Source organism: Virgibacillus kimchii (assembly GCF_055379185.1).
This window is the reverse complement of sequence record NZ_AP043951.1, coordinates 4,162,601-4,185,752: the sequence shown is the minus strand read 5'-3', so window position 1 is coordinate 4,185,752 and position 23,152 is coordinate 4,162,601. Positions and strand designations below refer to the sequence as shown.

At 41.2% G+C, this 23,152-nt stretch carries 15 protein-coding genes, 1 tRNA gene and 1 other annotated feature; of the genes, 5 read left to right on the top strand and 11 right to left on the bottom strand.

The window, feature by feature from the left end:
- Window positions 1-25 precede the first annotated feature (25 nt).
- The 4 genes from queG to ACZ42C_RS20405 form a co-directional block, all read right to left on the bottom strand.
- Window positions 26-1,174 carry a tRNA epoxyqueuosine(34) reductase QueG gene (gene queG, locus ACZ42C_RS20420; protein ID WP_461182119.1) on the bottom strand — a complete coding sequence of 383 codons (1,149 nt, stop codon included), beginning with the start codon at window positions 1,172-1,174 and terminating at the stop codon, window positions 26-28.
- A 16-nt stretch (window positions 1,175-1,190) separates the two neighbouring features.
- A complete protein-coding gene (locus ACZ42C_RS20415) occupies window positions 1,191-2,894 on the bottom strand; it encodes an ABC-ATPase domain-containing protein (RefSeq protein WP_461182120.1) in 1,704 nt (567 codons plus the stop codon).
- A gap of 914 nt (window positions 2,895-3,808) precedes the next feature.
- Window positions 3,809-3,882 (bottom strand) — tRNA-Gly (locus ACZ42C_RS20410).
- Between the two features lie 469 nt (window positions 3,883-4,351).
- A complete protein-coding gene (locus tag ACZ42C_RS20405) occupies window positions 4,352-5,041 on the bottom strand; it encodes a Crp/Fnr family transcriptional regulator (RefSeq protein ID WP_461182121.1) in 690 nt (229 codons plus the stop codon).
- A 167-nt stretch (window positions 5,042-5,208) separates the two neighbouring features.
- Here ACZ42C_RS20405 and dat point away from each other — a divergent pair, with 167 nt between their 5' ends.
- The 3 genes from dat to ACZ42C_RS20390 all read left to right on the top strand — a co-directional run bounded on the left by dat (window position 5,209) and on the right by ACZ42C_RS20390 (window position 8,767).
- Window positions 5,209-6,081, top strand: a complete 873-nt coding sequence (dat, locus tag ACZ42C_RS20400) for a D-amino-acid transaminase (RefSeq protein ID WP_461182122.1) — start codon at window positions 5,209-5,211, stop codon at window positions 6,079-6,081.
- 115 nt (window positions 6,082-6,196) lie between these two features.
- Window positions 6,197-6,709, top strand: a complete 513-nt coding sequence (locus ACZ42C_RS20395; RefSeq protein WP_461182123.1) for a DNA topology modulation protein — start codon at window positions 6,197-6,199, stop codon at window positions 6,707-6,709.
- Between the two features lie 54 nt (window positions 6,710-6,763).
- Window positions 6,764-8,767, top strand: coding sequence for a S9 family peptidase (locus tag ACZ42C_RS20390; RefSeq protein ID WP_461182124.1), 2,004 nt, complete (start codon window positions 6,764-6,766; stop codon window positions 8,765-8,767).
- 57 nt (window positions 8,768-8,824) lie between these two features.
- On the opposite strand, the gene carB is transcribed toward ACZ42C_RS20390, so the two are convergent.
- Window positions 8,825-12,061 (bottom strand): carbamoyl-phosphate synthase (glutamine-hydrolyzing) large subunit, encoded by a 3,237-nt coding sequence (gene carB / locus ACZ42C_RS20385; RefSeq protein WP_461182125.1) that lies wholly within the window; start codon window positions 12,059-12,061, stop codon window positions 8,825-8,827.
- Between the two features lie 660 nt (window positions 12,062-12,721).
- Complete coding sequence (locus ACZ42C_RS20380) at window positions 12,722-13,678, bottom strand: alpha/beta hydrolase (protein ID WP_461182126.1); 957 nt, start codon at window positions 13,676-13,678, stop codon at window positions 12,722-12,724.
- A 383-nt stretch (window positions 13,679-14,061) separates the two neighbouring features.
- On the opposite strand from ACZ42C_RS20380, the gene ACZ42C_RS20375 reads away from it, so the two are divergent.
- Window positions 14,062-15,291, top strand: coding sequence for an IS110 family RNA-guided transposase (locus ACZ42C_RS20375; RefSeq protein WP_464891275.1), 1,230 nt, complete (start codon window positions 14,062-14,064; stop codon window positions 15,289-15,291).
- Between the two features lie 275 nt (window positions 15,292-15,566).
- Here the strand turns inward: ACZ42C_RS20375 and ACZ42C_RS20370 are convergent, their stop codons facing one another.
- Both ACZ42C_RS20370 and ACZ42C_RS20365 read right to left on the bottom strand, forming a co-directional pair.
- Window positions 15,567-16,382, bottom strand: a complete 816-nt coding sequence (locus tag ACZ42C_RS20370) for a cytochrome c oxidase assembly protein (RefSeq protein WP_461182928.1) — start codon at window positions 16,380-16,382, stop codon at window positions 15,567-15,569.
- A 166-nt stretch (window positions 16,383-16,548) separates the two neighbouring features.
- A complete protein-coding gene (locus tag ACZ42C_RS20365; RefSeq protein WP_461182929.1) occupies window positions 16,549-17,400 on the bottom strand; it encodes an SAM hydrolase/SAM-dependent halogenase family protein in 852 nt (283 codons plus the stop codon).
- An 85-nt stretch (window positions 17,401-17,485) separates the two neighbouring features.
- Window positions 17,486-17,755: a binding site (T-box leader), on the bottom strand.
- 134 nt (window positions 17,756-17,889) lie between these two features.
- On the opposite strand from ACZ42C_RS20365, the gene ACZ42C_RS20360 reads away from it, so the two are divergent.
- Window positions 17,890-18,984 carry an SDR family oxidoreductase gene (locus tag ACZ42C_RS20360; RefSeq protein ID WP_461182930.1) on the top strand — a complete coding sequence of 365 codons (1,095 nt, stop codon included), beginning with the start codon at window positions 17,890-17,892 and terminating at the stop codon, window positions 18,982-18,984.
- Between the two features lie 823 nt (window positions 18,985-19,807).
- On the opposite strand, the gene ACZ42C_RS20355 is transcribed toward ACZ42C_RS20360, so the two are convergent.
- From ACZ42C_RS20355 to ACZ42C_RS20345, 3 genes are all read right to left on the bottom strand, one after another.
- Window positions 19,808-20,230, bottom strand: coding sequence for a hypothetical protein (locus tag ACZ42C_RS20355; RefSeq protein WP_461182931.1), 423 nt, complete (start codon window positions 20,228-20,230; stop codon window positions 19,808-19,810).
- A 19-nt stretch (window positions 20,231-20,249) separates the two neighbouring features.
- Window positions 20,250-21,224 (bottom strand): phosphotransferase enzyme family protein, encoded by a 975-nt coding sequence (locus ACZ42C_RS20350; protein ID WP_461182932.1) that lies wholly within the window; start codon window positions 21,222-21,224, stop codon window positions 20,250-20,252.
- A gap of 328 nt (window positions 21,225-21,552) precedes the next feature.
- Window positions 21,553-22,983, bottom strand: a complete 1,431-nt coding sequence (locus ACZ42C_RS20345) for a DHA2 family efflux MFS transporter permease subunit (protein ID WP_461182933.1) — start codon at window positions 22,981-22,983, stop codon at window positions 21,553-21,555.
- Window positions 22,984-23,152: the final 169 nt, after the last annotated feature.

Genomic DNA, 23,152 nt, shown 5'->3' with positions numbered 1-23,152 from the left:
AGGCGGCCAAACAAGGAACCACCTATTACCGAACCGGGACATGGTGATGCCTGAATTCCAGACCTTTTTCCATTTCCGCCACTACTTGTTCATCCTCTTCTTTTTCCATTGCTTTTTCAATGGCGGCGAAAGCTTCTTCCGTTCCAATTTTACCGAGCGTCCATGCTGCTGTTCCACGGATCATCGGACGTGGATCATGACGAAGTACAGCAGTGATTTCCTCCACAGCTGTCTTATCCTTAAAATGGCCGAGTGCAATTAAAGCATTGCGCTGCAACGGTTTTTTTCCTCTCCAGGCGCCGGCAAGATGTCCGAACGTTTCCTTGAACTCCCGATTGGAAATACGGAGCATCGGCTTTAGTTTCGGCTTTTCCGTTTCGTTATCCGGCTCAAATTCCGGGTGGATATGAAAATCAATCCCCTTATTCCTTGGACAAACCACTTGACATGTATCACATCCATATATCCGATTGCCTATCTTTGAACGGAATTCATCCGGCAGGAAATCCTTCGTTTGGGTTAAAAAAGAGATACAACGCTGTGCATTTAACTGTCCGCCCTGCACGAGCGCTCCAGTCGGGCAGGCATCAAGGCACTTCCGGCAATCACCGCAGCTGTCTTCCACCGGTTCATCCGGCACAAAGGGGATATTGGTCATCAGCTCCCCCAAATAGACAAAGGAACCAAACTCTTTTGTAATGATTGCTGCATTTTTACCGCTGAAGCCTATGCCGGCACGTTCTGCCACTGCCCGGTCGGACAATTCTCCTGTGTCTACCATGAGTTTGGTGCTGGCATCCGGTACTTTTTCTTTTATAAAGTTTGCCAGTTTCTCCAATCTGTCACGTAAAACAACATGATAATCCGTGCCCCAGGAAGCACGGGCAAAAATCCCGCGCCTTTCTTCTTTTGTCCCTTTCGGCGGATTGACCATTCTGGATGGATAGGCCAGCGCAATGGAAAGAATCGACTGGGCTTCCGGCATGAGACGTTGCGGCTCTGTACGTTCTTCAATGCTTCCTTTTTCCAAACCTGATTGATAGTTCAATTCCTGTTGGCGACGAAGCCTTTCCTTCAATTCGCCAAATACATCTGCAGAGGCAAAGCCAATTTTATCAATGCCGATTTCTTTGCTGTAATCGATAATTTCCTGTTTAAGCCTGGCAGTATTCATTGGCTGCCCCTCCTTTCTATTTTTGTGTTACTTTCGCTGTTCTCATGCGGTTTAATACAGCTGCGATCTCATACCTTCGCGGCCTTGCAATATCCCCCGGATGCTGATCTTTGAAGCCGGTAAAAGAGGCGAGACCTTTTTGGTCCATCCGATTTTCCACTTCATCCAGCAATTCATGTAAGGTTTTATCTTTCAGGCCTTCCGAATTATCGAGGAACTGTATAATCTCTGCAATCATTCGTGTTTGCGACGGATCGACAAGCTGCTCGGTCGCATCAAAAGCAATCTCTGTTTTTCCCATGAGGATCTTTGTTAATCCCTTTGCCTGGGTTTTGTTCCGTTTTCCTTTTTTCGTTTGCAGTGAATTTTGCTGGAAACGGCGATCGGCAATTTTTCCAAAACCCACTTCAGCTAGTGGCTCCCGCTTAACCGGGTCATTTTGCATAATTTTATTTGCTTCTTCCGTAACATTATATGGAATATAATTTTTCATCATAATTACTGTATCTGCAACTGCAAAATAATCGCCGGATCCCCCCATGACAAGTACGGTGGATACTTGATGCTGATCATCCAGCTGTTTTACTTTATCAATAAAAGGAGTGATTGGTTCCTTATCTTTGGTCACAAGCTGCTGCATCCGGTGATCACGAATCATGAAATTTGTCGCACTCGTGTCTTCATCAATAAGCAGTGTAGTCGCACCTGCTTCCAGTGCTTCCATCACATTTGCAGCCTGGGATGTGCTGCCGCTGGCATTCTCCGTGGAGAAAAAATTCGTATCTTTTCCATGGGGCAGATTGGATATAAATGGAGATATATTCACCCCTGTTATCTGTCTCCCATCCTCAGAACGGATTTTCACAGCATCACGGTCTGTAAGAACAAACTCACGTCCGTCTCCCTTCGTATGGGAATAAACACCCCTTTCCATCGCCTGCAGCAGTGTACTTTTTCCGTGGTAACCACCACCGACAATTAGCGTAATGCCTTTTTTCACGGCCATACCGCTGATTGGCTCTTCCTGATGCGGAATCTTCAGCTCTGTTTCATTTTCTTTCGGACTTTGGAAAGCCACAGCATTTTTCAGCGGCCGATTGCTGACCCCGCTCTCCCTCGGCAAAACAGCACCATTGGCTATAAAAGCAATCCAATCATTTTCTTTCATTTGCTTTCTGATTTCGTCCTGCTGATCGGCTAATTTTATTGCATCATTTATTTCTTCATCTTTTATGGTAAGAACGGAACTTTGAATAATCGATGGCACCGCATCAATTAATAACTTCTCCGCTTCTCTTCCGTTAATTTTCCTGCCATTGGCCGGCAATCCGACAGACAGGCATACAGTGATGGCGGCAGCATTCAGCTGTACAGCACTCCGCTCCATTACTTCCTGCCCCGGAGCATCAAAAAGAATCAATCCGCTTTTGCCCGATCCTTTAATGGCAAAACGCTGACGCTGAACAGACTTGCCGACACTTCGCGCAAAAGCATCTGCTGCGGCAATTTTTCTGCTTTTCGTTTCCAACCAATCATTTTTGACGGCACGGGTTTTTTCAGGTATGACAATGCGAATTTTGGAAGGCGCAGCAAATGGATCTCCCTGCACATAATCTATATATAAATCAAATTCCTGAAATTTGTAGTGACCCTGAACACTTTTATATGCTTTATACCCTTTATTATTCAATTGTTTGAGTTGTCTAATTAACGTATCCATGAAATCCCCTTAAAAATAAAACTTTTGATTCAAGAATACAATGACAAAACATCTCTTTCAAGTGAAGCGCCGAAGAACAAATGACGCACAGGCATTTTTGTTACTGTTTTTTGCTTATTTGGACATTGGATGGCTTGCCATTGGAGGGCGCTATCGTAAGTCATTTGGAAATTTAAACTAATGAGGCACCATAGATAGGCTCTATATGTCGTCATCTTATATTTCACACTAGATGACGGACCTTTGGTGAGCGCTATCGTACGTCATTTGGTCAATTTAAACTAATGACGTACTTTAGAACAGCTCTATGTGTCGTCATTTTATATTTCACACTAGATGACGGACCTTTGGTGAGCGCTATGATACATCATTTGGTCAATTTAAACTAATGAGGCACCATAGAACGACTCTATGTGTCGTCATCTTATATTTCACACTAGATGACGGACCTTAGGTGAGCGCTATCGTACGTCATTTGGTCATTTTAAACTAATGAGGCACCATAGAACGGCTCTATGTGTCGTCATTTTATGTTTCTCACTAAATGACGGACCTTTGGAGGCCGCTATGATACATCATTTGGTCAATTTAAACTAATGACGGACCATAGAACAGCTCTATGTGTCGTCATTTTATATTTCACACTAAATGACGTACCATTGGAGGGCGCTATCGTACGTCATTTGGAAATTTAAACTAATGACGTACCTTAGAACAGCTCTATGTGTCGTCATTTTATATTTCATACTAAATGACGTACCATTGGAGGGCGCTATTGTAGCATAGATATCTCTCTATTATATTTCTGAATGAAAAACACTGTCTGCTCGTATCTTCATTCAACTAGCCGTAAATATTAAAAACGCAATACTTCGTAGCCGATCTACGAAATACTGCGTTAAGACATGTATGTATGGAGCGGGTGAAGGGAATCGAACCCTCGTCATCAGCTTGGAAGGCTGAGGTTTTACCACTAAACTACACCCGCATGGTATTATGATATATTCAATTAGATTTACTTCCGCCCAACATGCCCCTGCATCTGCAAGAGTAGTCAAAGATGTTTCGTGCTTCGGGGCAACTCGAAGCTTATTCGGTGGATGCATTGCTCGTGGCTGAGGTTTTACCACTAAACTACACCCGCATGGTATTATATTATATTCAGTTAGAGTCACTTATGACTAAGTTCCGGTCGATACCTGTACGATCATTAGCTATGCAGCAAGTGGTTAACTCGTGCTTTTCTGAAATAACAGTTTCAATTATAGCAAGTCATTTAACTGAAATCAATAGGTTTTTTCACTTTTTTCGACAAAAATGAAAAGAACGGCTTCCTGAACCCGAAAAAGATAGAACTTTACACTTGGGACTTAACATGAAAACTCAGGTACAAATGAAAAATTTCCAGCAAAAACAGGAAGCAAACAATTAAAGCTTCCTGGTTATTTTCAAACATTCTATATTACACAGTTTTCCACACCACAGTACTCACAGGCCAAGAGCTTTTTAAAATAATCCATGTCTTTAATAATATAAAATTTATTATTGTTGGAGATAACACCTTGTTCTTTCCATTTGCTGACGACCCGGCTTACTGTTTCTCTCGAAATTCCGATATGCATGCTGATGTCTCTGATCATGATCGGCTCGGTTAGACGTACTCCTTCTGTTGTCACAATCCCATTCATATTGGAATATCGTACAAATACGGATGCCACTGCTCCTTCTGATCCAAAGGAAATATAGTCTCTTATTTTAGCTTTGCTGATTTCAAGGGATTCTGCTACCCACTTCGTAAAATGCAAGCCCAGTTTTCCGTTGGCTTCAATTAAGTTCTCCACTTCCCCTTTTTTAATCACAGATACCATGCTTTTCTTCAGAGCCTGTGCCGTATTGGAGTAATTTCCCCCGCCGAAAACACCAATTTCCCCAAAAGCATCATTTTCTTTTCTGATAAAAATAGTGAGTTCTTTATCTCGACCCATTTTTTTAAATATGCGAATTTCTCCAGTATGTATGAAATATAAATAATCTGATGGACTTTTTTCTTTATAGATAATATCACCTTTATTTACTTCCATGGGCCGGGAGTTATCCAGTAGATTCCGGTAATCTGTTTCATTCAGTCTGGTAAGCAGTGGTTCCACCTTTCATCACCCCATTTTATTTCTATATACCATTATAAAAGTACTTCCAAACCTAAATCTGTGACATTAATCACTTCATACAACAAAAATTTCAATAGGGAATGTATAGGTTTACACACAATCTCAGACGGTATAAAATAGCTTTAGATAACAGGGAGGGCAAACCAATGTCAGTTTATCCAATCATTATGAACCAAACGAAGTTCACGCACCGGGACAGTTTAAAGTATCCATACGAGGAAAGAGCACTGCAATTCGGAGACGGTGTGTATGAAGTTATCCGAATTTATCAGGGAGAATACCATTTACTGAAGGAGCATGTCGACCGATTATTCCGCTCAGCAGAAGCGGTAAAGATTAAGCTTGATGTAAGTCATGAGAAACTTACGGATTTGTTATTGAAATTGCTCCAAAAAAATGAGATGACAACGGACGGTAAAATGTATTTACAGGTCTCCCGCGGGTCCGCACCGAGAGATCATGTTTTTCCGGGTGAGGACGTAACGGCAAACATGTATGCCTATATTGAAGATTTTCCGCGTAACGTGGAACTCTTAAGAAATGGGGTCAGTACGATTACCCACCGGGATGTTCGCTGGGAATACTGTTATATCAAAAGCCTGAACCTTTTGCCGAATGTTTTGGCAAAACAGGAAGCAAAAGAACAAGGTGGATATGAAGCGATCCTTCACAAGGACGGACTGGTAACCGAATGCAGTTCTTCCAATGTATATATGGTAAAGGATGGCGAGATTTATACTCATCCTGCAACAAACAATATCCTTCATGGCTGTGTTCGTATGCGTGTAGAGGATTTTTCAAAAGAGCTGAACATCCCATTTAAAGAGGAAGCTTTTCAAGTGGAGGATATTCAACTGGCAGATGAGCTGTTTTTAACGAGCAGCACGTCGGAAATTATGCCGATTGTTAAAGTGGACAACACAGAAATAAAAGACGGGAAGCCCGGCACCATTACGAGACAACTTCAGGAAGCCTTTGAAAAGGATGCCAATATAACCGAAAATAAAATTCATGCTTAAACACGAAAAACACCTGGATGAAATCCCCCGGGTGTTTCTTTTTTACCGGCTTTCACCAATCTGCAACATAAATTTATGCTATCATCCTTTCACAATTATATAAGGGGGGCAGAACATGAAAAAGATTGCTATCATTGGCAGCAGCGGTGCGGGAAAGTCAACCCTGGCCCGGCAACTCAGCACTCTATTGAATATCCCTGCCTATCATCTGGATGCTGTTTTTTGGAAACCGGGCTGGAAAAACATAAGCAGAGAGGAGTTAATAAATGAAACTACGAAGATATTAGAGAAAAATGACAGTTGGATTATCGATGGAAATTACGGTGAAACAATGGATTTACGATTACAACAGGCAGACACTATTATCTTTTTAAACTACAAAACAATCACTTGTTTGTATGGTATTATAAAGCGCAGAATCCAATACCACAAACAAACAAGACCCGATATGGGAAAAGATTGTCCGGAAAAACTGGACTGGGAATTTTTTCAATATGTTAAGCAATTTAACAGAAAAAAAGTACCTCTTATCTACGAAAGACTTTCCAAGCTGGAAAATAAAAATATCCTTATTTTTAAAAGACGAAAAGAATTGAATAATTACTTAACCAAGCTAAACCTCAATTGATTCGTAATCCGAATTAGTTTAAAATCAAACTAATAGATGAAAAGGAGGGTTTATATGGATAACAATAAACGGGCTTTAACGGCAGAAGACCTGACGAACATTGAAGTTTTCAGCGATCCGCAATATGCACCTGATGGAAATAGCTATACATATGTTTCGACAACGATTAATAAAGACAAAGAATATGAATCTCATTTATTTTATCAAAACCTGGAGGAAAGTCATGCTAAACAATGGACGTTTGGCAATCATAAAAACAGCCAGCTGCGCATTTCCCCGGACGGGAAAAAAGGATTGTTTGTTTCTTCCCGCAGTGGTACACCCCAGCTTTGGATGCTTTCCATGGATGGCGGGGAGGCAAGACAGCTGACAACCTTTAAAAATGGCGTTTCAACTCCTGCCTGGTCCAGGAACGGGAAATCCATTATATTCAGCGCACCACTTGATTCAGATGATGATGTCAAAAATCAGAAAGAACTTACCAAAGAGGAAAAGCAAAAAGAGCAGGAAAGTAAAAAGAAAAAGCCACTTGTCGTTAATCGCCTGAAATATAAATCAGATGCAAAAGGATTTCATGATAGTAAACGTACACAACTCATTTTATTCGACGTGGACAGCGAAACTTTTACACAGCTGACCGATCATGATGCAGACCATCTATATCAGGACATTTCGCCGAATGGGCAACTTGTCCTATTTTCCGCTAACTTGAGTGAGAATGCCGATTATGAACTAAAGAATGATTTGTTTACGGTAAATGTAAAAACAAAAGAAATTACACAACTGACCAGTGGTAATGGAAGCTACCACAGCGCTTCCTTTTCACCAGGAGGAGATAAAATTGCCTGTCTCGGTCATGAATTTGAGCACAAAGGGGCAACATTAAACAAGCTTTATTTATTTGACATGGCAACAAAGAAACGTACTGATTTAGGTACTGACTGGGATATGCAGCTGGGTGATGTCATGATTGGCGATACACGGCTTGGCCAGTCGGAAACCGGCCCTGTCTGGTCCAGTGATGAGCAGCGATTATTTTTTATTGCCACAGACTTTGGCGCCACCGGCCTGTATCAAGTACAGTTAGACGGCAAACTGGATGTAATCTATAATAATGATAATCATGTATTCGGTTTCTCTTATCATGCTGAATCGGAAACTTTCATTCTCGGCATCAGCACACCAACAGATCCATGTAATTTCTATCAGTTAAATAGTTCCGGAGAATTAAGGCAGCTGACAGATAGCAATAAAAACCTTATGAATGAAGTTGCTTTATCAGAACCGGAAACAATATCCATTACTGCTGAAGATGGTTGGAAAATCCAGGGATGGCTGCTCCGGCCATACGGGTTTACGGAAGGGAAAAAATATCCGTTCGTACTGGAGATCCATGGCGGGCCGCACGCTATGTACGGGCAAACCTACTTCCATGAATTGCAGCTTTTGGCAGCTAAAGGTTACGTTGTGCTGTACACAAACCCGCGCGGAAGCCACGGCTATGGCCAGGAGTTTGTCGATGCCTGCCGGACGGATTATGGCGGCGGTGATTATACTGATTTAATGAGCGCTGTCGATTATGTACTGGAAAACTACAGTTTTATTGACGAAAATCGCCTTGGTGTTACCGGCGGAAGCTATGGCGGCTTTATGACGAACTGGATTGTCAGTCATACGAATCGTTTTAAAGCGGCTGTCACCCAGCGTTCCATTTCCAATTGGCTCAGTTTTTACGGTGTAAGTGATATCGGATTCTTTTTCACCAAATGGGAGCATGGATTAAATTTACTCGATGACCCGGCAAAACTTTGGGACTTTTCCCCGCTGAAATATGCGGAAAATGTGGAAACCCCGCTGTTAATTTTACATGGCGAGCTGGATTTCCGCTGTCCTGTTGAGCAGGGGGAACAGCTATTTATTACATTGAAGCATTTGCGTAAAGATGTGGAATTTGTCCGCTTTCCGGAAGCCAATCATGAACTCAGCCGAAGCGGCCAACCGGAAATGCGTCTGGAACGGCTGAACCATATTTGCCGATGGTTTGACACATATTTATAATGATAAAACATAGGGACGGTTCTCGTGGCATTTGCTACAGGAGAACCGTCTCCTTGTTTATGCCCGGGCCAAACGCAGACCTATGGTATAGGAATTCAGTGAGGCGGGCGGTTCTTCCGTTTTATCTTCTTTTAGCCATTGCGCCATTGTCATTAATGTTTCAAGACTGGTAAAGTATGGGGTCTGATGCCGGACAGCGAGTTCCCGGATGAAATAGCCCATTTTTTCTTTTTCTCGTCCCTGGCTGGCAATATTTAATACAACATCAGGCGGTGTTTCCTTCCAGTAATCCAGTAATGCTTCTTTTGTTTCAACAACCTTTTCCGGCTTCACACCTGACCTTGTCAAATATTCCCCAGTCCCTTTTGTGACATTTACCACCAGCCCCATATCATTCAGCAGACGTATCAGCGGCATACTTTCCTCTTTCATCCGATCGGATACAGAAACAAATAATCTGTTCCCTTCCTTTAAAAAGGATTTTGCATCATAGGAAAAAGTAACTGCTTTTTTCAAAGCTTCCTGTCTGGAGGAAGAAATACCAATAATTTCACCGGTGGATTTCATTTCCGGACCCAATACATGGTCAACACCTTTTAATTTATTCGCTGAAAACACTGGTGCTTTCACGGTAAAATAATCAGGCTCCCCCCCTTCATTCACTTGACCGGCTTCTTTCCCGAGCCCGGCTCCAAGTTGGGCTTTAACCGCCCACTCTGTCATTGGAGTCTTCGTCACCTTGCTCATAATCGGCACGGTACGTGATGCGCGTGGATTGACTTCAAGCACATACACATGTTCATCTTTAATAACAAATTGGATATTCATCATGCCGATGATCGGCAGCTTCCTGCTGATCAGCTGTGCAATATGAATGATTTTCTTCTTTACATTTTCAGTCAGCGAAACCGGCGGGTGGATGGCTATGCTGTCCCCGGAGTGCACCCCGGCCTTTTCAATATGCTCAAATATTCCTGGAATGATCGTTTCATACCCATCACTGATGACATCCACTTCACACTCTTTCCCGGGTATATACTGATCAATGAGCAGCGGCCAGCATTGGTCATTCGTATCCTTTTGTATGCGATGGACATATTTTTCCAACTCATTTTTATCATAACAAATGAACATGGATTGCCCGCCGATAACAAAGGATGGTCTAATAAGTACCGGAAAGCCAAGTTCCTGGACAGAGCCTGTCAAATCTTCCGGACGGTGAACAATATGACCTGTTATATGGGAGATATTCAACCTGTTTAAAAAGTGATAAAACTGCTCCCTGTCCTCCATCTGATCAATATGTTCAGGAAGTGTGCCAAAAATATGGACTCCCTCTTTCCGCAAATGGTCTGCCAGGTTAATAGCAGTCTGTCCGCCAAATTGAATAAGCACGCCTTCCACATTTTCTTTTTCAATGACCCTTAGAACATCCTCCTCAGCCAATGGTTCAAAGTACAATCGATCCGCAACACTGTAATCCGTGCTCACTGTTTCAGGATTATTATTGATCACAATTGCTTTATATCCCATTTTCTTTACCGCCAGCGCAGCATGCACAGAGCAATAATCAAACTCCACTCCCTGTCCGATCCGGATGGGACCGGAACCCAAAACGAGGATTTTCTTTTCCATCCCACTCCCGGGTTCATCTTCCTGACCATCATTCCAGGTAGAGTAGTAATAGGAATGTGCGGCACCCTTTTCTCCTGTTGTCTGTACAGCTTTATAAACAGGGTGCAGCGATTTTTGTCTGTAGTTCTCTCTGAGCTCTGTTTCTGTAACCCCGATTAATTGTGCTATCCGGTAGTCGCTGATGTTCATCTTTTTCGCTTCAAGTAACAACGCTTCAGGCAGATCTGCCAACGTCCACCCTGCTATTGATTTTTCCAAATCTATGACACTTTCAATTTCTTCGAGAAACCACGGATCAATCTCCGTTAACTGCTGAATCTCCTCCTTATTCATCCCCCTTGAAAAAGCTTCAGCAATCGCATACAGTCGCAGATCATTCGGCTCCTGGAGCAAATGCTTAATTTCAGCTGAACACAAATCAGAAAATCCGGGCCAATGAAGACTATAATTATTCAACTCCAGTGAGCGGACCGCCTTATTCAAAGCCCCTGCAAAAGTGACATCAATCGCCATGACTTCTCCGGTTGCCTTCATTTGTGTACCAAGCGTCCGATCTGCTTCGGTAAACTTATCAAACGGAAAGCGCGGAATTTTTACTGCAGTATAATCGAGCAGTGGCTCTTCCAATGCAGTGGATATACCTGTCATTGGATTTTGAATATGATCCAGGGCAAAACCGAGTGCACACATGGTTGAAATATGTGCGATTGGATAGCCTGTGGCCTTGGATGCCAATGCTGAAGATCGGCTGACCCTTGGGTTCACTTCAATGATAAAATATTCATTTGTATTCGGATGAAGGGCAAATTGAATGTTACAGCCGCCAACAACATCCAATGCTCTAATCACCTTTTTGGAAGATTCCCGCAGCATATTTTCCTGTGATACTGAAAGTGTTTGTGTCGGTGCTGCCACAATGGAGTCGCCTGTATGAACGCCGACAGGGTCGATATTTTCCATCCCGCAGACGATCACACATTGGTCAAAGGAATCCCGCATCACCTCATACTCAATTTCCTTCCACCCTTTAATGCTTTTTTCCACAAGCACCTGATTAATCGGACTCAGTTTTAAGCCTTTCTGCAGCAGATCTATATACTCCCTCTCATTATTGGCAAAACCTCCGCCTTCTCCACCCAATGTATAGGCCGGACGTAGAATAACCGGATAACCGATTTCACGGATAAATTCCATTCCCTGTTCCAGCGTTGAAATTATTTTTGACTCAGATACAGGTTCTCCTATATCAATCATTAACTGACGGAACTTTTCCCGGTCCTCTCCCTTTTGAATGGATGACACACTCGTTCCCAGCAGTTCTACACCGTAACGGTCCAGCACACCCTTTTCATATAATTCCACGGTTAAGTTGAGGCCGGTCTGTCCGCCGAGCGTGCCAATCATCCCTGATGGACGTTCCTTGGCAATTATTTTTTCCAGAGTTTCTATATTTAAAGGTTCCATGTACACCGTATCGGCAATCTGTTCATCAGTCATAATGGTTGCCGGATTGTTATTCACCAGTACTACTTCAACACCTTCTTCTTTCAGTGCGAGACAAGCCTGTGTGCCTGCATAGTCAAATTCAGCTGCCTGCCCGATCACAATTGGACCTGATCCTATAACCAGCACTTTTTCCGGCATTTTTTTATTCCACATGAAAATCTCTCCTCTGATTGTCTGACTGCATTTTTTCTTCAAGTTTCATATCAACTTATTTTGCTGATAATTATTCATTATTATAGATTTTCATACATAAATATGCAAGTATTTTTATATTTATACAACAATAATTATTTTCTTTTCTTCAAACAGCAAAGAGGCTGGGACATAACTTTAACGTCCTAGAAGAAAATCCGAACAAATCATGGTGATAGAGTATCACCGGCCGCTCCGGGAATACACTTCGCTTTCACCACGGGCACAAGTGCGACATCTGGGACTGCGCTAAATGCTCGTCCCACCGAAAAGCATTGGGACTGCGCGTAAATGCTCGTCCCACCGAAAAGCATTAATCAAACTCCCGTTGTTCGTTTTCTTAGTGTCTTCTTTGCCGCAGGCGGCTGATGAGCCTCCTTGCCCCGACAAGGGGTATGCCGACGTTGCCCGCAAAGGGCGTTTTTAGTCGGCCTTCATTAATGTTGCCCTGCGGGGTCTCATCGATGCCTTTTATCCTGCTGGACAAGTAACGCTTCGGCAGCATTACATCTTCGTGAGAAAATGCATAGCATTTTCAAGGAGTCTCGTATATTCCCGGAGCTGGGCAAGTGGTTTGTTTGGTTTTTTCTCCAATAAAATTAGTTATGTCCCAGCCTCTTCCTAATCCATATATTTCTCAATAAAAGCATTCAAAATTTCTGTATACTTGTCTTCCTGTGTTACAAACGCTTCTCCGTGCCCTGCGTTATCGAACAGATGAATTTCCGTTTCACTTTTCGTATTTTCATATAATTCCTCTGCCATAAATGTTGGCACAAAGGTGTCTTCATTCCCGTGAATATAAAGGATGGGAACTTCTGCATTTTTCACCTGATTCATCGCCGATGCCTCTGTCAGTGAGTATCCGGCACGCATTTGTGTCACCAAACTTGTCGTCGGAAGGATCGGGAAGGACGGCAGATGAAACATGCGGCCAAGCTGATAATCAAACAAATCATACACGCTTCCATAAGGACTGTCGGCAACTACTGCTTTCACATTTTCGGGAAGGTTTTCCCCGCTCACCATTAACACTGCAGCAGCACCCATGGACAAGCCATGTAATACAATGTCTGTATCTGCTCCCTGTTTTTCCAGCAGGAGATCAATCCAACCTATATAATCCAGCCGGTCATGCCAGCCAAAACCAATATACTCCCCTTCACTCTGTCCATGTCCACGCATATCCGCCGTAAAAATATTGTATCCGAGCTCTTCATAATAATATTGCCCATATAAGGCCATATCCCTTGCACGCCCGAGGTATCCATGAGCAAAGACAGCCGTCTTATTGGTCGGTTCCTCTGCCTCCAGGAAGTAACCCTGCAGTTTGATATCATCATATGCATTCAATTCCCATTGCTCGAAATCCTGTTGATCCGCCCAATCACGCCATCCACCATCTATAAAAACATCCATGGCCTCTGCGGAAACCTCCAGGTCCGAGTTACCAGATAGAAAATCCTTTACATTCCGTTCAATAGCTAAATTATAAAAATAAAAACTTGCAGCAATATCTATTATTAGCAGGATGGAAAGTAAACCAATCCCGATTTTTAACCATCTCTTTTTCTTCACATCGCTGTACCCCCTCGTATAGTATATTTAGGCCCATAATTTTGAGCCTATAAGATTCTTACTTTTATAAAAATATAGTCAAATCTCTTGGATGTCCTGAGATATTTCTAGATAATGGTCTTAGGATCATTTGGGACAATTCTTTTCCCCCTTGTGGCTCGACCACATTAGAAAGACTGTTTCCCAGTGTACGTGCGGACCTTCCTACTCGCAGGCTGTGCACCCTGATTATCGAACCTGGATGGTAGTAGCTCTAGGGCGGCTTTCGAATCAGGGATAGTACTTATACACGAGGTTGTTGATCGACGTTCACACTAGGGATATCTCAGGGCGTCCAAGAAATAAGTACCAATGATTCTAAATCGAAAGGAGGAATTCCCCCCATGAAATTATTTGTTGGTCTAGATGTTAGTTCTTTTGATATTAAGGTTTGTTTTCTAAATGGTGAAGGAGAGAAACTTCGTTCCTTCACAGTATCCAATGATTTGCCTGGTGCCACTGTTTTACGTGATTCTATTTTAGAGAGTATACAAAGCCAAAAAAGCCATTTGATTAAAATTGGTCTTGAATCTACTTCAGTTTATAGCTTTCATCCATCCATGTTTTTACATAATGATGAAACGCTTAAGGCACTTGGTACAGAAGTATTCGTTATGAATCCCAAACAGATTGCGAACTTTAAAAAGAGTTACAGTGATATGGACAAAACGGATGAAATTGATGCGTTTGTCATTGCCGATTATTTACGCTTTGGGCGTTTGCCAATGTCTGTTGTTAAAGAGCAGCAGTATGTTGCGCTTCAACAACTTACTCGCTCTCGTTACCAACTCATCCGTCAAGTAACTAAAGAAAAACAACACTTTCTTCAGCACTTAAGTTTTAAATGCAACACCTTCACAGAGGAAGTGGAGTCTTCTGTCTTCGGCAATGCCATGATGGAGCTGTTTTATGAGAAATACAGCCTTGATGAACTGGCGCAAATGCCAATAGAAGATTTAGCAGCATTTCTTCAAGAGAAAGGCAGGAACCGCTTTGATGATCCAGAGTGTGTAGCTAAATCAATCCATAAAGCTGTTCGTTCTTCCTATCGCCTAGATAAGGTTGTAGAGGACTCTATAGACATCATTCTTGGCACTACTATTGAGGTCATAAGGACTCTTCAAAAGCAAGTAAAAGAGATTGATAAAGCGATCAAGCGAATTATGGCTGGATTACCTCAAACACTTCAAACGGTACCTGGTATAGGTCCAGTATTTACAGCAGGCATTATCGCTGAGATTGGGCAGATAGACCGTTTTGAAGGTGAAACAAAAATCGCAAAGTATGCGGGCCTTTATTGGCGTAAACACCAATCAGGGCGCTTTACGGCTGATGATACTTCGCTATCACGTAATGGTAATCAGTATCTCCGATATTACTTAGTTGAAGCCGCCAACCGGGTAAGAAGAGAGATTCCTGAATACCAAGTGTATTATGAAAAGAAGTATCGAGAAGTACCGAAACATCAACACAAAAGAGCCCTCGTTCTAACCGCAAGAAAATTAGTGCGTTTGGTGGATGCGCTACTACGTAATCACCAAATCTACACGCCGAAAAGGAGCGTGAATATATGAAGCTAAATTGCTTCTAATATCCTTTGTGTTATTTCCAGTAATTTACATTATTTTACTGGTCTAGTTTCTTGATGCCTTTTTTAAGCAAATTGAACCTTGACAATTAAATAATTTAACATTTTTCTCTTGACATACTACCGCAGGTCTCTATCAGCCTTTAACTCTATTATAAGAAAACAGGCACAAATTCTCTATGGTACATGTTGACAAATTCAAGCTCTGTAAAAAAAGCTTCCTTTTCCGGAGATGAAAAAGAAAGCCGCAAAAAAATGAAGTTATTTTTCAAGTCGTTCTTTAAAAGACAAAAGCAGCAAAGTAATACCAAAAATAATCATTTGTCCGCCCAGTAAGTACCATCCGCCAATTTTCTGTTCATGAACTGGCTCAAATGGAAGCAGGGCAGCAAAAAATCCATCTGGCACTGTGTTTACATCCGGAAAACAGGCTTCCAGTGAAGTAACGAATAAATCAACGTCTGTGTAAATAATATACAGTGCATCCTTGGCAAGAATTAAAACAAGGCTGTAAGGAACAAGCAGCAAACCATTGATCAGAATATAGATAACTTTGTTCCTTTTGGATAATATATTTTGTGAAATAATTGGAATCCACAATAATATGGCGGATATAAAAATGACCAGCAGGAAAAAATAGTTCAAATAAAGATCCATACGTGCAAAGTTAAAAATTACTGGTACGTGGTAACCATAAAAGAATACCTGAAACAAAACCGCAGCTGTTACCGGTCTCGTTAAAAAGCGAAATGTTTTATCCAAAAAAGCGTACGATTTCACCTTTTCAAAGATTTTATTTTTAAACCCCAGAATGAGCAGAGGCGGTGAAACGAGCAGCAATAATATAAGTTGAATAATATGAGTGCTGAATTGAATTCGGCCGATAACATTTAACGGGCTGCCAAGGGCGGCAAATAAAGCAATCGTTCCTGCCACAAAAAGAATTGCTTTTTTTAGTGAAAACTTATCCTCGGGCAAAAGAAAAAAATAAATAATTAATCCAAACATCAAAAATAAGAAAATCCCGCCATTCCACATAGTAGAGAAGTGAAATTCATCCAAGATAATATCCAGCATTCTGTACACCTTCTTTTTAATACTTATCTATATTACCAGTATACTTGATGATGGAAGGGCATGAATGCTGGAAGTATAACAATATAATGACAATGGGAATGATTAGTTAATATTGGCCGTTCGACAAGGTTTTTCTGTCACGCACCCTCCACCACATATACGTTTTCTATACTTTTCTATCCGGCTTGGAAATGCTTATTTTCCAATTACTTCCGGTTCGAATATGGTAGGCATTTGCAAAAGAACCCTGATTCAGTGCAACTCCAATCTTATCCAGTGAATTCACATATAAAAGCGGCTCCCCAAGCCGACTGGCTGCAAAAGAACGGACATATTTAATATGATTTTTATACACCTGCTGAGCATTATGAGTGATAGTCACTTCCAGTGTATCCCCATAAGCAATGGAAGCCTTTAAAAACAACTCTCTGTTAATGTTTGTCCATAAGTTGCCAAAGCGAATATCCAGAATATCTATATGGCCGGAGATCTCTTCACCCTCCAGAACAGCATCCGGTTTTGGCAATGCAATGATTTTATTTGCCTCTACCGGGGGACCTATCTCTTCAAAAGAAATAACACCTGCAGCCAATCTTGCTCCCGTATAAGCATACACGTCTCTCCCGTGAAAAGTATATGATTCTCCGGAATTCGGCAGCCGGTTCCTCTGCTCATCTATGATACGCGCTTCTGCAATGCCAATATGACCTTTAATATGGGACAATGTGCCATTATCAGGCGTGACAATATATTGATTATCCGTTGTTTTTACCACGACACTTAAACGCTCGGTCCCAACACCGGGATCCACAACAGAAATAAATACTGTCTCTTCCGGCCAGTACGTTATCGTCTGAAAGAGACGATAAGAAGCTTCCCATATATTATAATTTGGTATATCATGCGTCAGATCGAATATGCGTAAGTCAGGATCTACGGAAATAGCAACCCCATACATGGCGCTTACCGCACCATCACTAAGCCCGAAGTCAGTTTGCAGCACAAGATTTCTCTTCATGTTACGTCCTCCTTGTTAAATATATTGGTTTTTAAACTTTCGTTTTTCGGGGAAATAGAAAAACCACGCCATTACCCCCTATAACGGTAAGGACGTGGTTGAATTTACGCGGTTCCACCTTACTTCACTGCATGTTCACACATACAGTCTCTGCAAGTACGAAAAACGTTTTATCGTTTTTGATACTGTGGCAAGCGTAACGTGTGCCAAACCCGCCGGAGCCTACTGATATATACATACGTTCAGCACGGAGCTCGGAGGCCATTGTTCAGATCCGCATTAATGCTTCTTTTCACCGATCGAAGCTCTCTGTGAGAAATAACTGAATCCTACTTTTCCTCGTCATCACTTTATTTGCATTTGTGATAAATATTAGAAATCATTATACGAAAAAAACAAATAAGAAGCAAGAGTTTTATAATATTTAAGCTAATTGCGCATGGGTTGCGTTATAATATAATCAATTAAAAATACTAAGGAGGCAATTTAATGAAAACCCTATTTTTCACAAGTTATCCAGGCTTTCTTGCAGACAATCTATTAAAACAGGTTCTACTGGATGAAAAAGACATTGATCACGTGTACTTACTCGTTTTGCCGGAACAAAAGCATATCGCAGCTGAAAAAATAACATATACAGCAAAACAGAGCGAAAAAAGTACGGATACTTTCTCAATTATAACCGGGGATATTACGAAAGAAAATTTAAATTTGGATCCGGAAATAAATGAAAAATTAACTGTCACCGTGACACATGTTTTTCATTTAGCCGCTATTTATGATTTAGCAGTGGAAAAAGAACTTGCAATTAATGTTAATCTGCACGGAACAGAACAGGTAAATAACTGGGTTGGAAAATTAAAGAATCTGGAAAGATACATTTATTTCAGCACAGCCTATGTATCTGGTACAAGAGAAGGAAGGATTTACGAACATGAGTTAAAAAAAGGACAGTCATTCAGAAATCACTATGAATACACAAAATATGAAGCAGAAATTCTTGTGGAGAGCGTCAAACAGGAGCTGCCAACTACCATTATCCGGCCGGGTGTTGTAAGAGGTCATTCCGTCACAGGGGAAACGAGTAAATTTGACGGAATTTACTTCATGCTAAACTTACTGGACCGCCTGAGGTATCTGCCGACTGTTCCCTATTTTAGCAAAGGAACGGCTGAAGGCAATTTCGTTCCCTACGATTACGTGTTAAAAGCAGCAAGTTTTCTGTCATTCACCCCAACTGGTGAAGGGAAAACCTACCATCTGACAGACCCAAACCCATATACCATGAAACAGCTTTATCAAATGCTTGCAGAAGCTTATTTGGATAAAACACCAAGCATAACGATACCATCCCAAACAGCCAAAACCTTGCTTTCCGCTCCTGCATTACGTCAATGGCTTCGGGTGGAAAAGGAAGCTTTGGATTATTTTACTATTCATTCTTCTTACGATACATCACAAGCGTCCAAAGATTTAGCCGGATCAGGGATTGTCTGTCCTGATTTTAAACAATCGATCGGTGCAATGGTGGCATTTTACAGGAAGTATAAAGATGATTCCATGAGGCATATTTACATATCTTAAATGATCAGAAGAAGAGGCAGGTTGGGTTCACAAGTGTGATTGCAGATAACACGGATCACATACTTCACACAATAACACTATATATTGCCTTAAGTGCAGTGTTTACTGTAGTCTGGTTACCTGCTTTAGGCCCAGGCCCTGAGTTAAAAAGCGTAATACTATATTCATATTTCTTACAGTAAATTAGTTTCATTCCTAAATCAGAAAGCTGTGAACAATGTACTATTTTCTAAAAATTACCACATTTGAGCTTGTTTTTATAGTATACTGTATATGACAGGCTACCCTGGATGAGCTTCGGTCAAAGCTGTAAAGCACTCTTTTTATCGGCGGCTGAAAAACCCTGATGAAAGGGTGAAATATGTGATTCCAATTGACACGACGATGCACCTCATGTTTATGTTTGCTACGCTGGTTCTGTTGATTGTCGATACCCGTGGAAAAAAGTAACTCACCCTGCTGATTGGCGGAATGGGAAAATTACTTTTTTCAAAAGAAAAGCCGCCGCATCCGGCAGGTAGCTCTGTGGAGTCGCAAGTGGCAGCTTGCGGCTCATCAAGATCATTTTGAGAAGTCTTTCACAAAATTTACAGACTAAATTTTATAACTTTCTCACTATACTGCCAATGTCATTCTACTCATTACTTTATAAAAATATTCATCAAAGTGCAAGGGATATTTTAAAAATTTTTTTAAAACTTTCTCTCGCTCGTCTATAAATGAGTGCTTCAGGCGCTCTTATTCTTAAAATTTCACTTGAATTCACTTCTCAGCTAAATATTTTTCTCTTAACATCTGTAAGAAAAACAGTCATACATGATGGTTACTTATCCCCTGTTTCCTGTTTTTTATTTACGGTATTTTGCCTTCCTGATTCTTTTGTTTTATCCAAAACAGCCATCCATAATTCTTTCCCTTTTTCCACCACATAATTGTAAAGTTTTCTGAAACTATTTTCATACGTTCCATAAATAAATAAAATAATCCAACCGGCGAGGTAGATATACATAGAAACAATGAGCACCGCCCATATATTACCGGATAAAAATTCCTGAAAAAGGTATGAAGTTCCGGTGAGTTCTGCAGGTTTTCCGGCAATGAAAACAATATTGATCAAAGGCACTGCAAGTGATATTATTATTGCCGTATAAGCATATGGAACAAGCCTGTGCCTGAAATTGCTCACAATCGCTGTAAGCAAAGCCAGAAACAGAAAGCCGGAAAAGAATATAAGCCATGCTGCCATTGCCATCACCTCCACATCTCTAGTTACCTGTTATATGATCTGTTTTCACTTGCAGAACAAACAATTCCAATGCCTGTTTATTGATCCAGTTTCTGCCCCAGACATCATCATTTTCAAGCATGTTGCCAAGCACCCTGATTCTTCTGGCCGTGGTCAAATAAGGCAACACGTTATAATCATCTTTCTGTAGTTTCCTTTGAGTCAGATATCCTTCCATGAATGCATCCCAGCATTCTTTTTCATCATTTTTATAATTGGTAATCAGATTCCACCAGGAGACGGCAATATCATAAGCCCGATAACCAACAGCACAGTCATCAAAATCGAATAGTTCCAGTTTGTCTTGGTGAATATGCATATTTCGATTATGAAAATCCCCGTGGCAGAAACCAATTTCCAACTCTCTTTTCATTAATTCCGTTTTCATATTTTCTATTGTTTCATGAAAAGAGTTTACTACACTTTTATCAAAATATGTTTGTAGTACAGGTGTTATGAATGAAACAGGCTGATCGAGCAAATAATCTGCATCAATTTGAAACTCCCGGGAATATTTTGTGTGGAATGAATCCATAAGTTCATGCATTTTTCCCAGTGCCCTCCCCATGAGAAGGGCATTTTCCGCATTTACTTTGGGACGTTCCCCTTTTGTATAAGAAAATAACACACCATACCGCACCCCTTCCGGCGCTAGTATTTCACAAAGATAAGTACCATCCTTCTTATTAATGGGATAGGAAACCGGAAAGTGATTTTCTTTTAAATGATTTAATGCATCCAGCTCAAATAAAATCGCTGATTCATTGCGCCGGTTATTTCGATACACCCGGAAGATATAAGCATTATTTTTGTCTTTTATAAAATAGGTATCGTTTAAACCACTTGTTAGAAACCGGCACTGCTCGATGGGGATTTCCAGCTCATAATGCTGCAGCAGCTCTGTAATGGATACTTCATCGATTAATGTGTGCTTTGCTTTTATGTATTCAGTCATCGTAACCCCTCGCATTGTATTTTCCCTTATTATAGCAATTCGGTGTTTAATTAAAAACTCCAACACACGCTGTAAATCCAGCTGGAATTTCCATGAACACTTTTATAGAGCAGGCTTCATTAGAGGTAATAAGGGGATAAGCAAGGATATCCTTCCACCCTTTACCCCGAAATCAAATTTAACAAACTGGATAATTATACCATTAGAAAACTCGCATTCTATGCATTCGTTTCTTATCTTTATCAGCTACCTCGTATCGACTTCTCAACTCTATATTTTCTTAACGTGTAAAAAAGAGTGTTCCACAATTTTTGGAACACCCTGCAAATTAATTTTTATTCCCTGCCTCAGCCTGCGCTGACGGTTTAGTCCCTTTAATAAAAAAGGCTAGAATCAAACCTGCCAATGAAAGGCCTGTTGAAACATAAAAAGATATATTTACACCATGAATTAAATCAGCCGGTGTCGCATCAGGCCCGGTATTTAATGAAGCTGCTGTCATTACGGTGATCAAAATAGCTGTCCCAATGGAAGCTGCTACCTGCCGCATTGTATTCGTCATGGCAGACCCGTGCGGGATTAATTTTCTCGGGAGCTGATTCAACCCGGCAGTAGTCGCCGGCATCATAATCATGGAAATTCCGAACATACGAATGGCAAAAACAATCGTAATGTAAGTAAGTGTAGTCTCCGGTGTCAGATTTGCATATAAAAAAGAAGTAATGGTTAACAGAGTTAATCCGGTAATGACCAGGTAACGCGCACCAAATTTATCAAATATCCTGCCGTTGATCGGAGACATAAAGCCCATAATCAACGCCCCCGGAAGAATCATCATTCCCGATTCCAGTGCTGTATACCCCGCCATCGTCTGCATGTAAATCGGCAAAATGGTTTCCGCACCAATGAGGCCGATGAAGGCAATCATGCCAATGACCGTGCTAATCGTGAAAATTTTATTTTTCAGCACACGAAACTCTAAAATAGGCTGTTTAAGCTTCAGTTGGCGAAGGATGAAGGCAGTAAGCGAGATGGCTCCTACAACCAATGCAAGAACAACTGTTATATTTGCCCAGCCGTAATTTCCTGCCGAACTGAAACCGTATAATAATCCGCCAAACCCAAAGGTTGATAGAATAATAGATAGTACGTCCACTTTTGGATAAGTTTGCTCTGTCACATTTTTCATAACAAAGTAAGCAATAATGATATTTAAAACAGCAAATGGCAATACAACATAAAATAATGACCGCCATGGGTATTGTTCCACCAGCCATCCGGAAATCACCGGCCCCAAAGCCGGTGCAAATCCTATGACAAGTCCTACTGTTCCCATTGCAGTCCCTCTTTTTTCAACAGGGAAAATCAACAGGAAAATCGTCATCATTAAAGGCATCATAATTCCGGCCCCTGCCGCCTGAATAACCCGACCAATCATTAACACTATAAAACCGGGTGAAAATGCACATATGAGCGTACCAAAAGCAAATATACTCATTGCCGTGAGAAATAACTTTCTCGCTGTGAATGTTTCAATCAAAAAAGCAGTTATTGGAATCATAATACCGTTGACCAGCATAAAAACAGTAGTGACCCATTGCGCCGTATTCTCCGTCAAATTTAGATCTTCCATAATCGGTGGAATTGCTGTGGCAAGCAAAGTCTGATTTAAAATTGCCAAAAAAGCTCCTGTAATCAGCACAGCAACGATAGGAAACTTATTTATTTGTTCCGGGCGTTCAATTCCTGCATTACTCATGACCGCATCTCCCCCGTTGGACTTAGTGCCTTGGACATATTGCCTGGATCTGCGCTAAATGCTCATCCCATTGAAAGGATTTTCACTCCCGCAATATGCCGAATTATGTAGATAATTAGATCATGTGCGTGACCACTCTGTCTATTACATCATTCATACTCTGTAAACG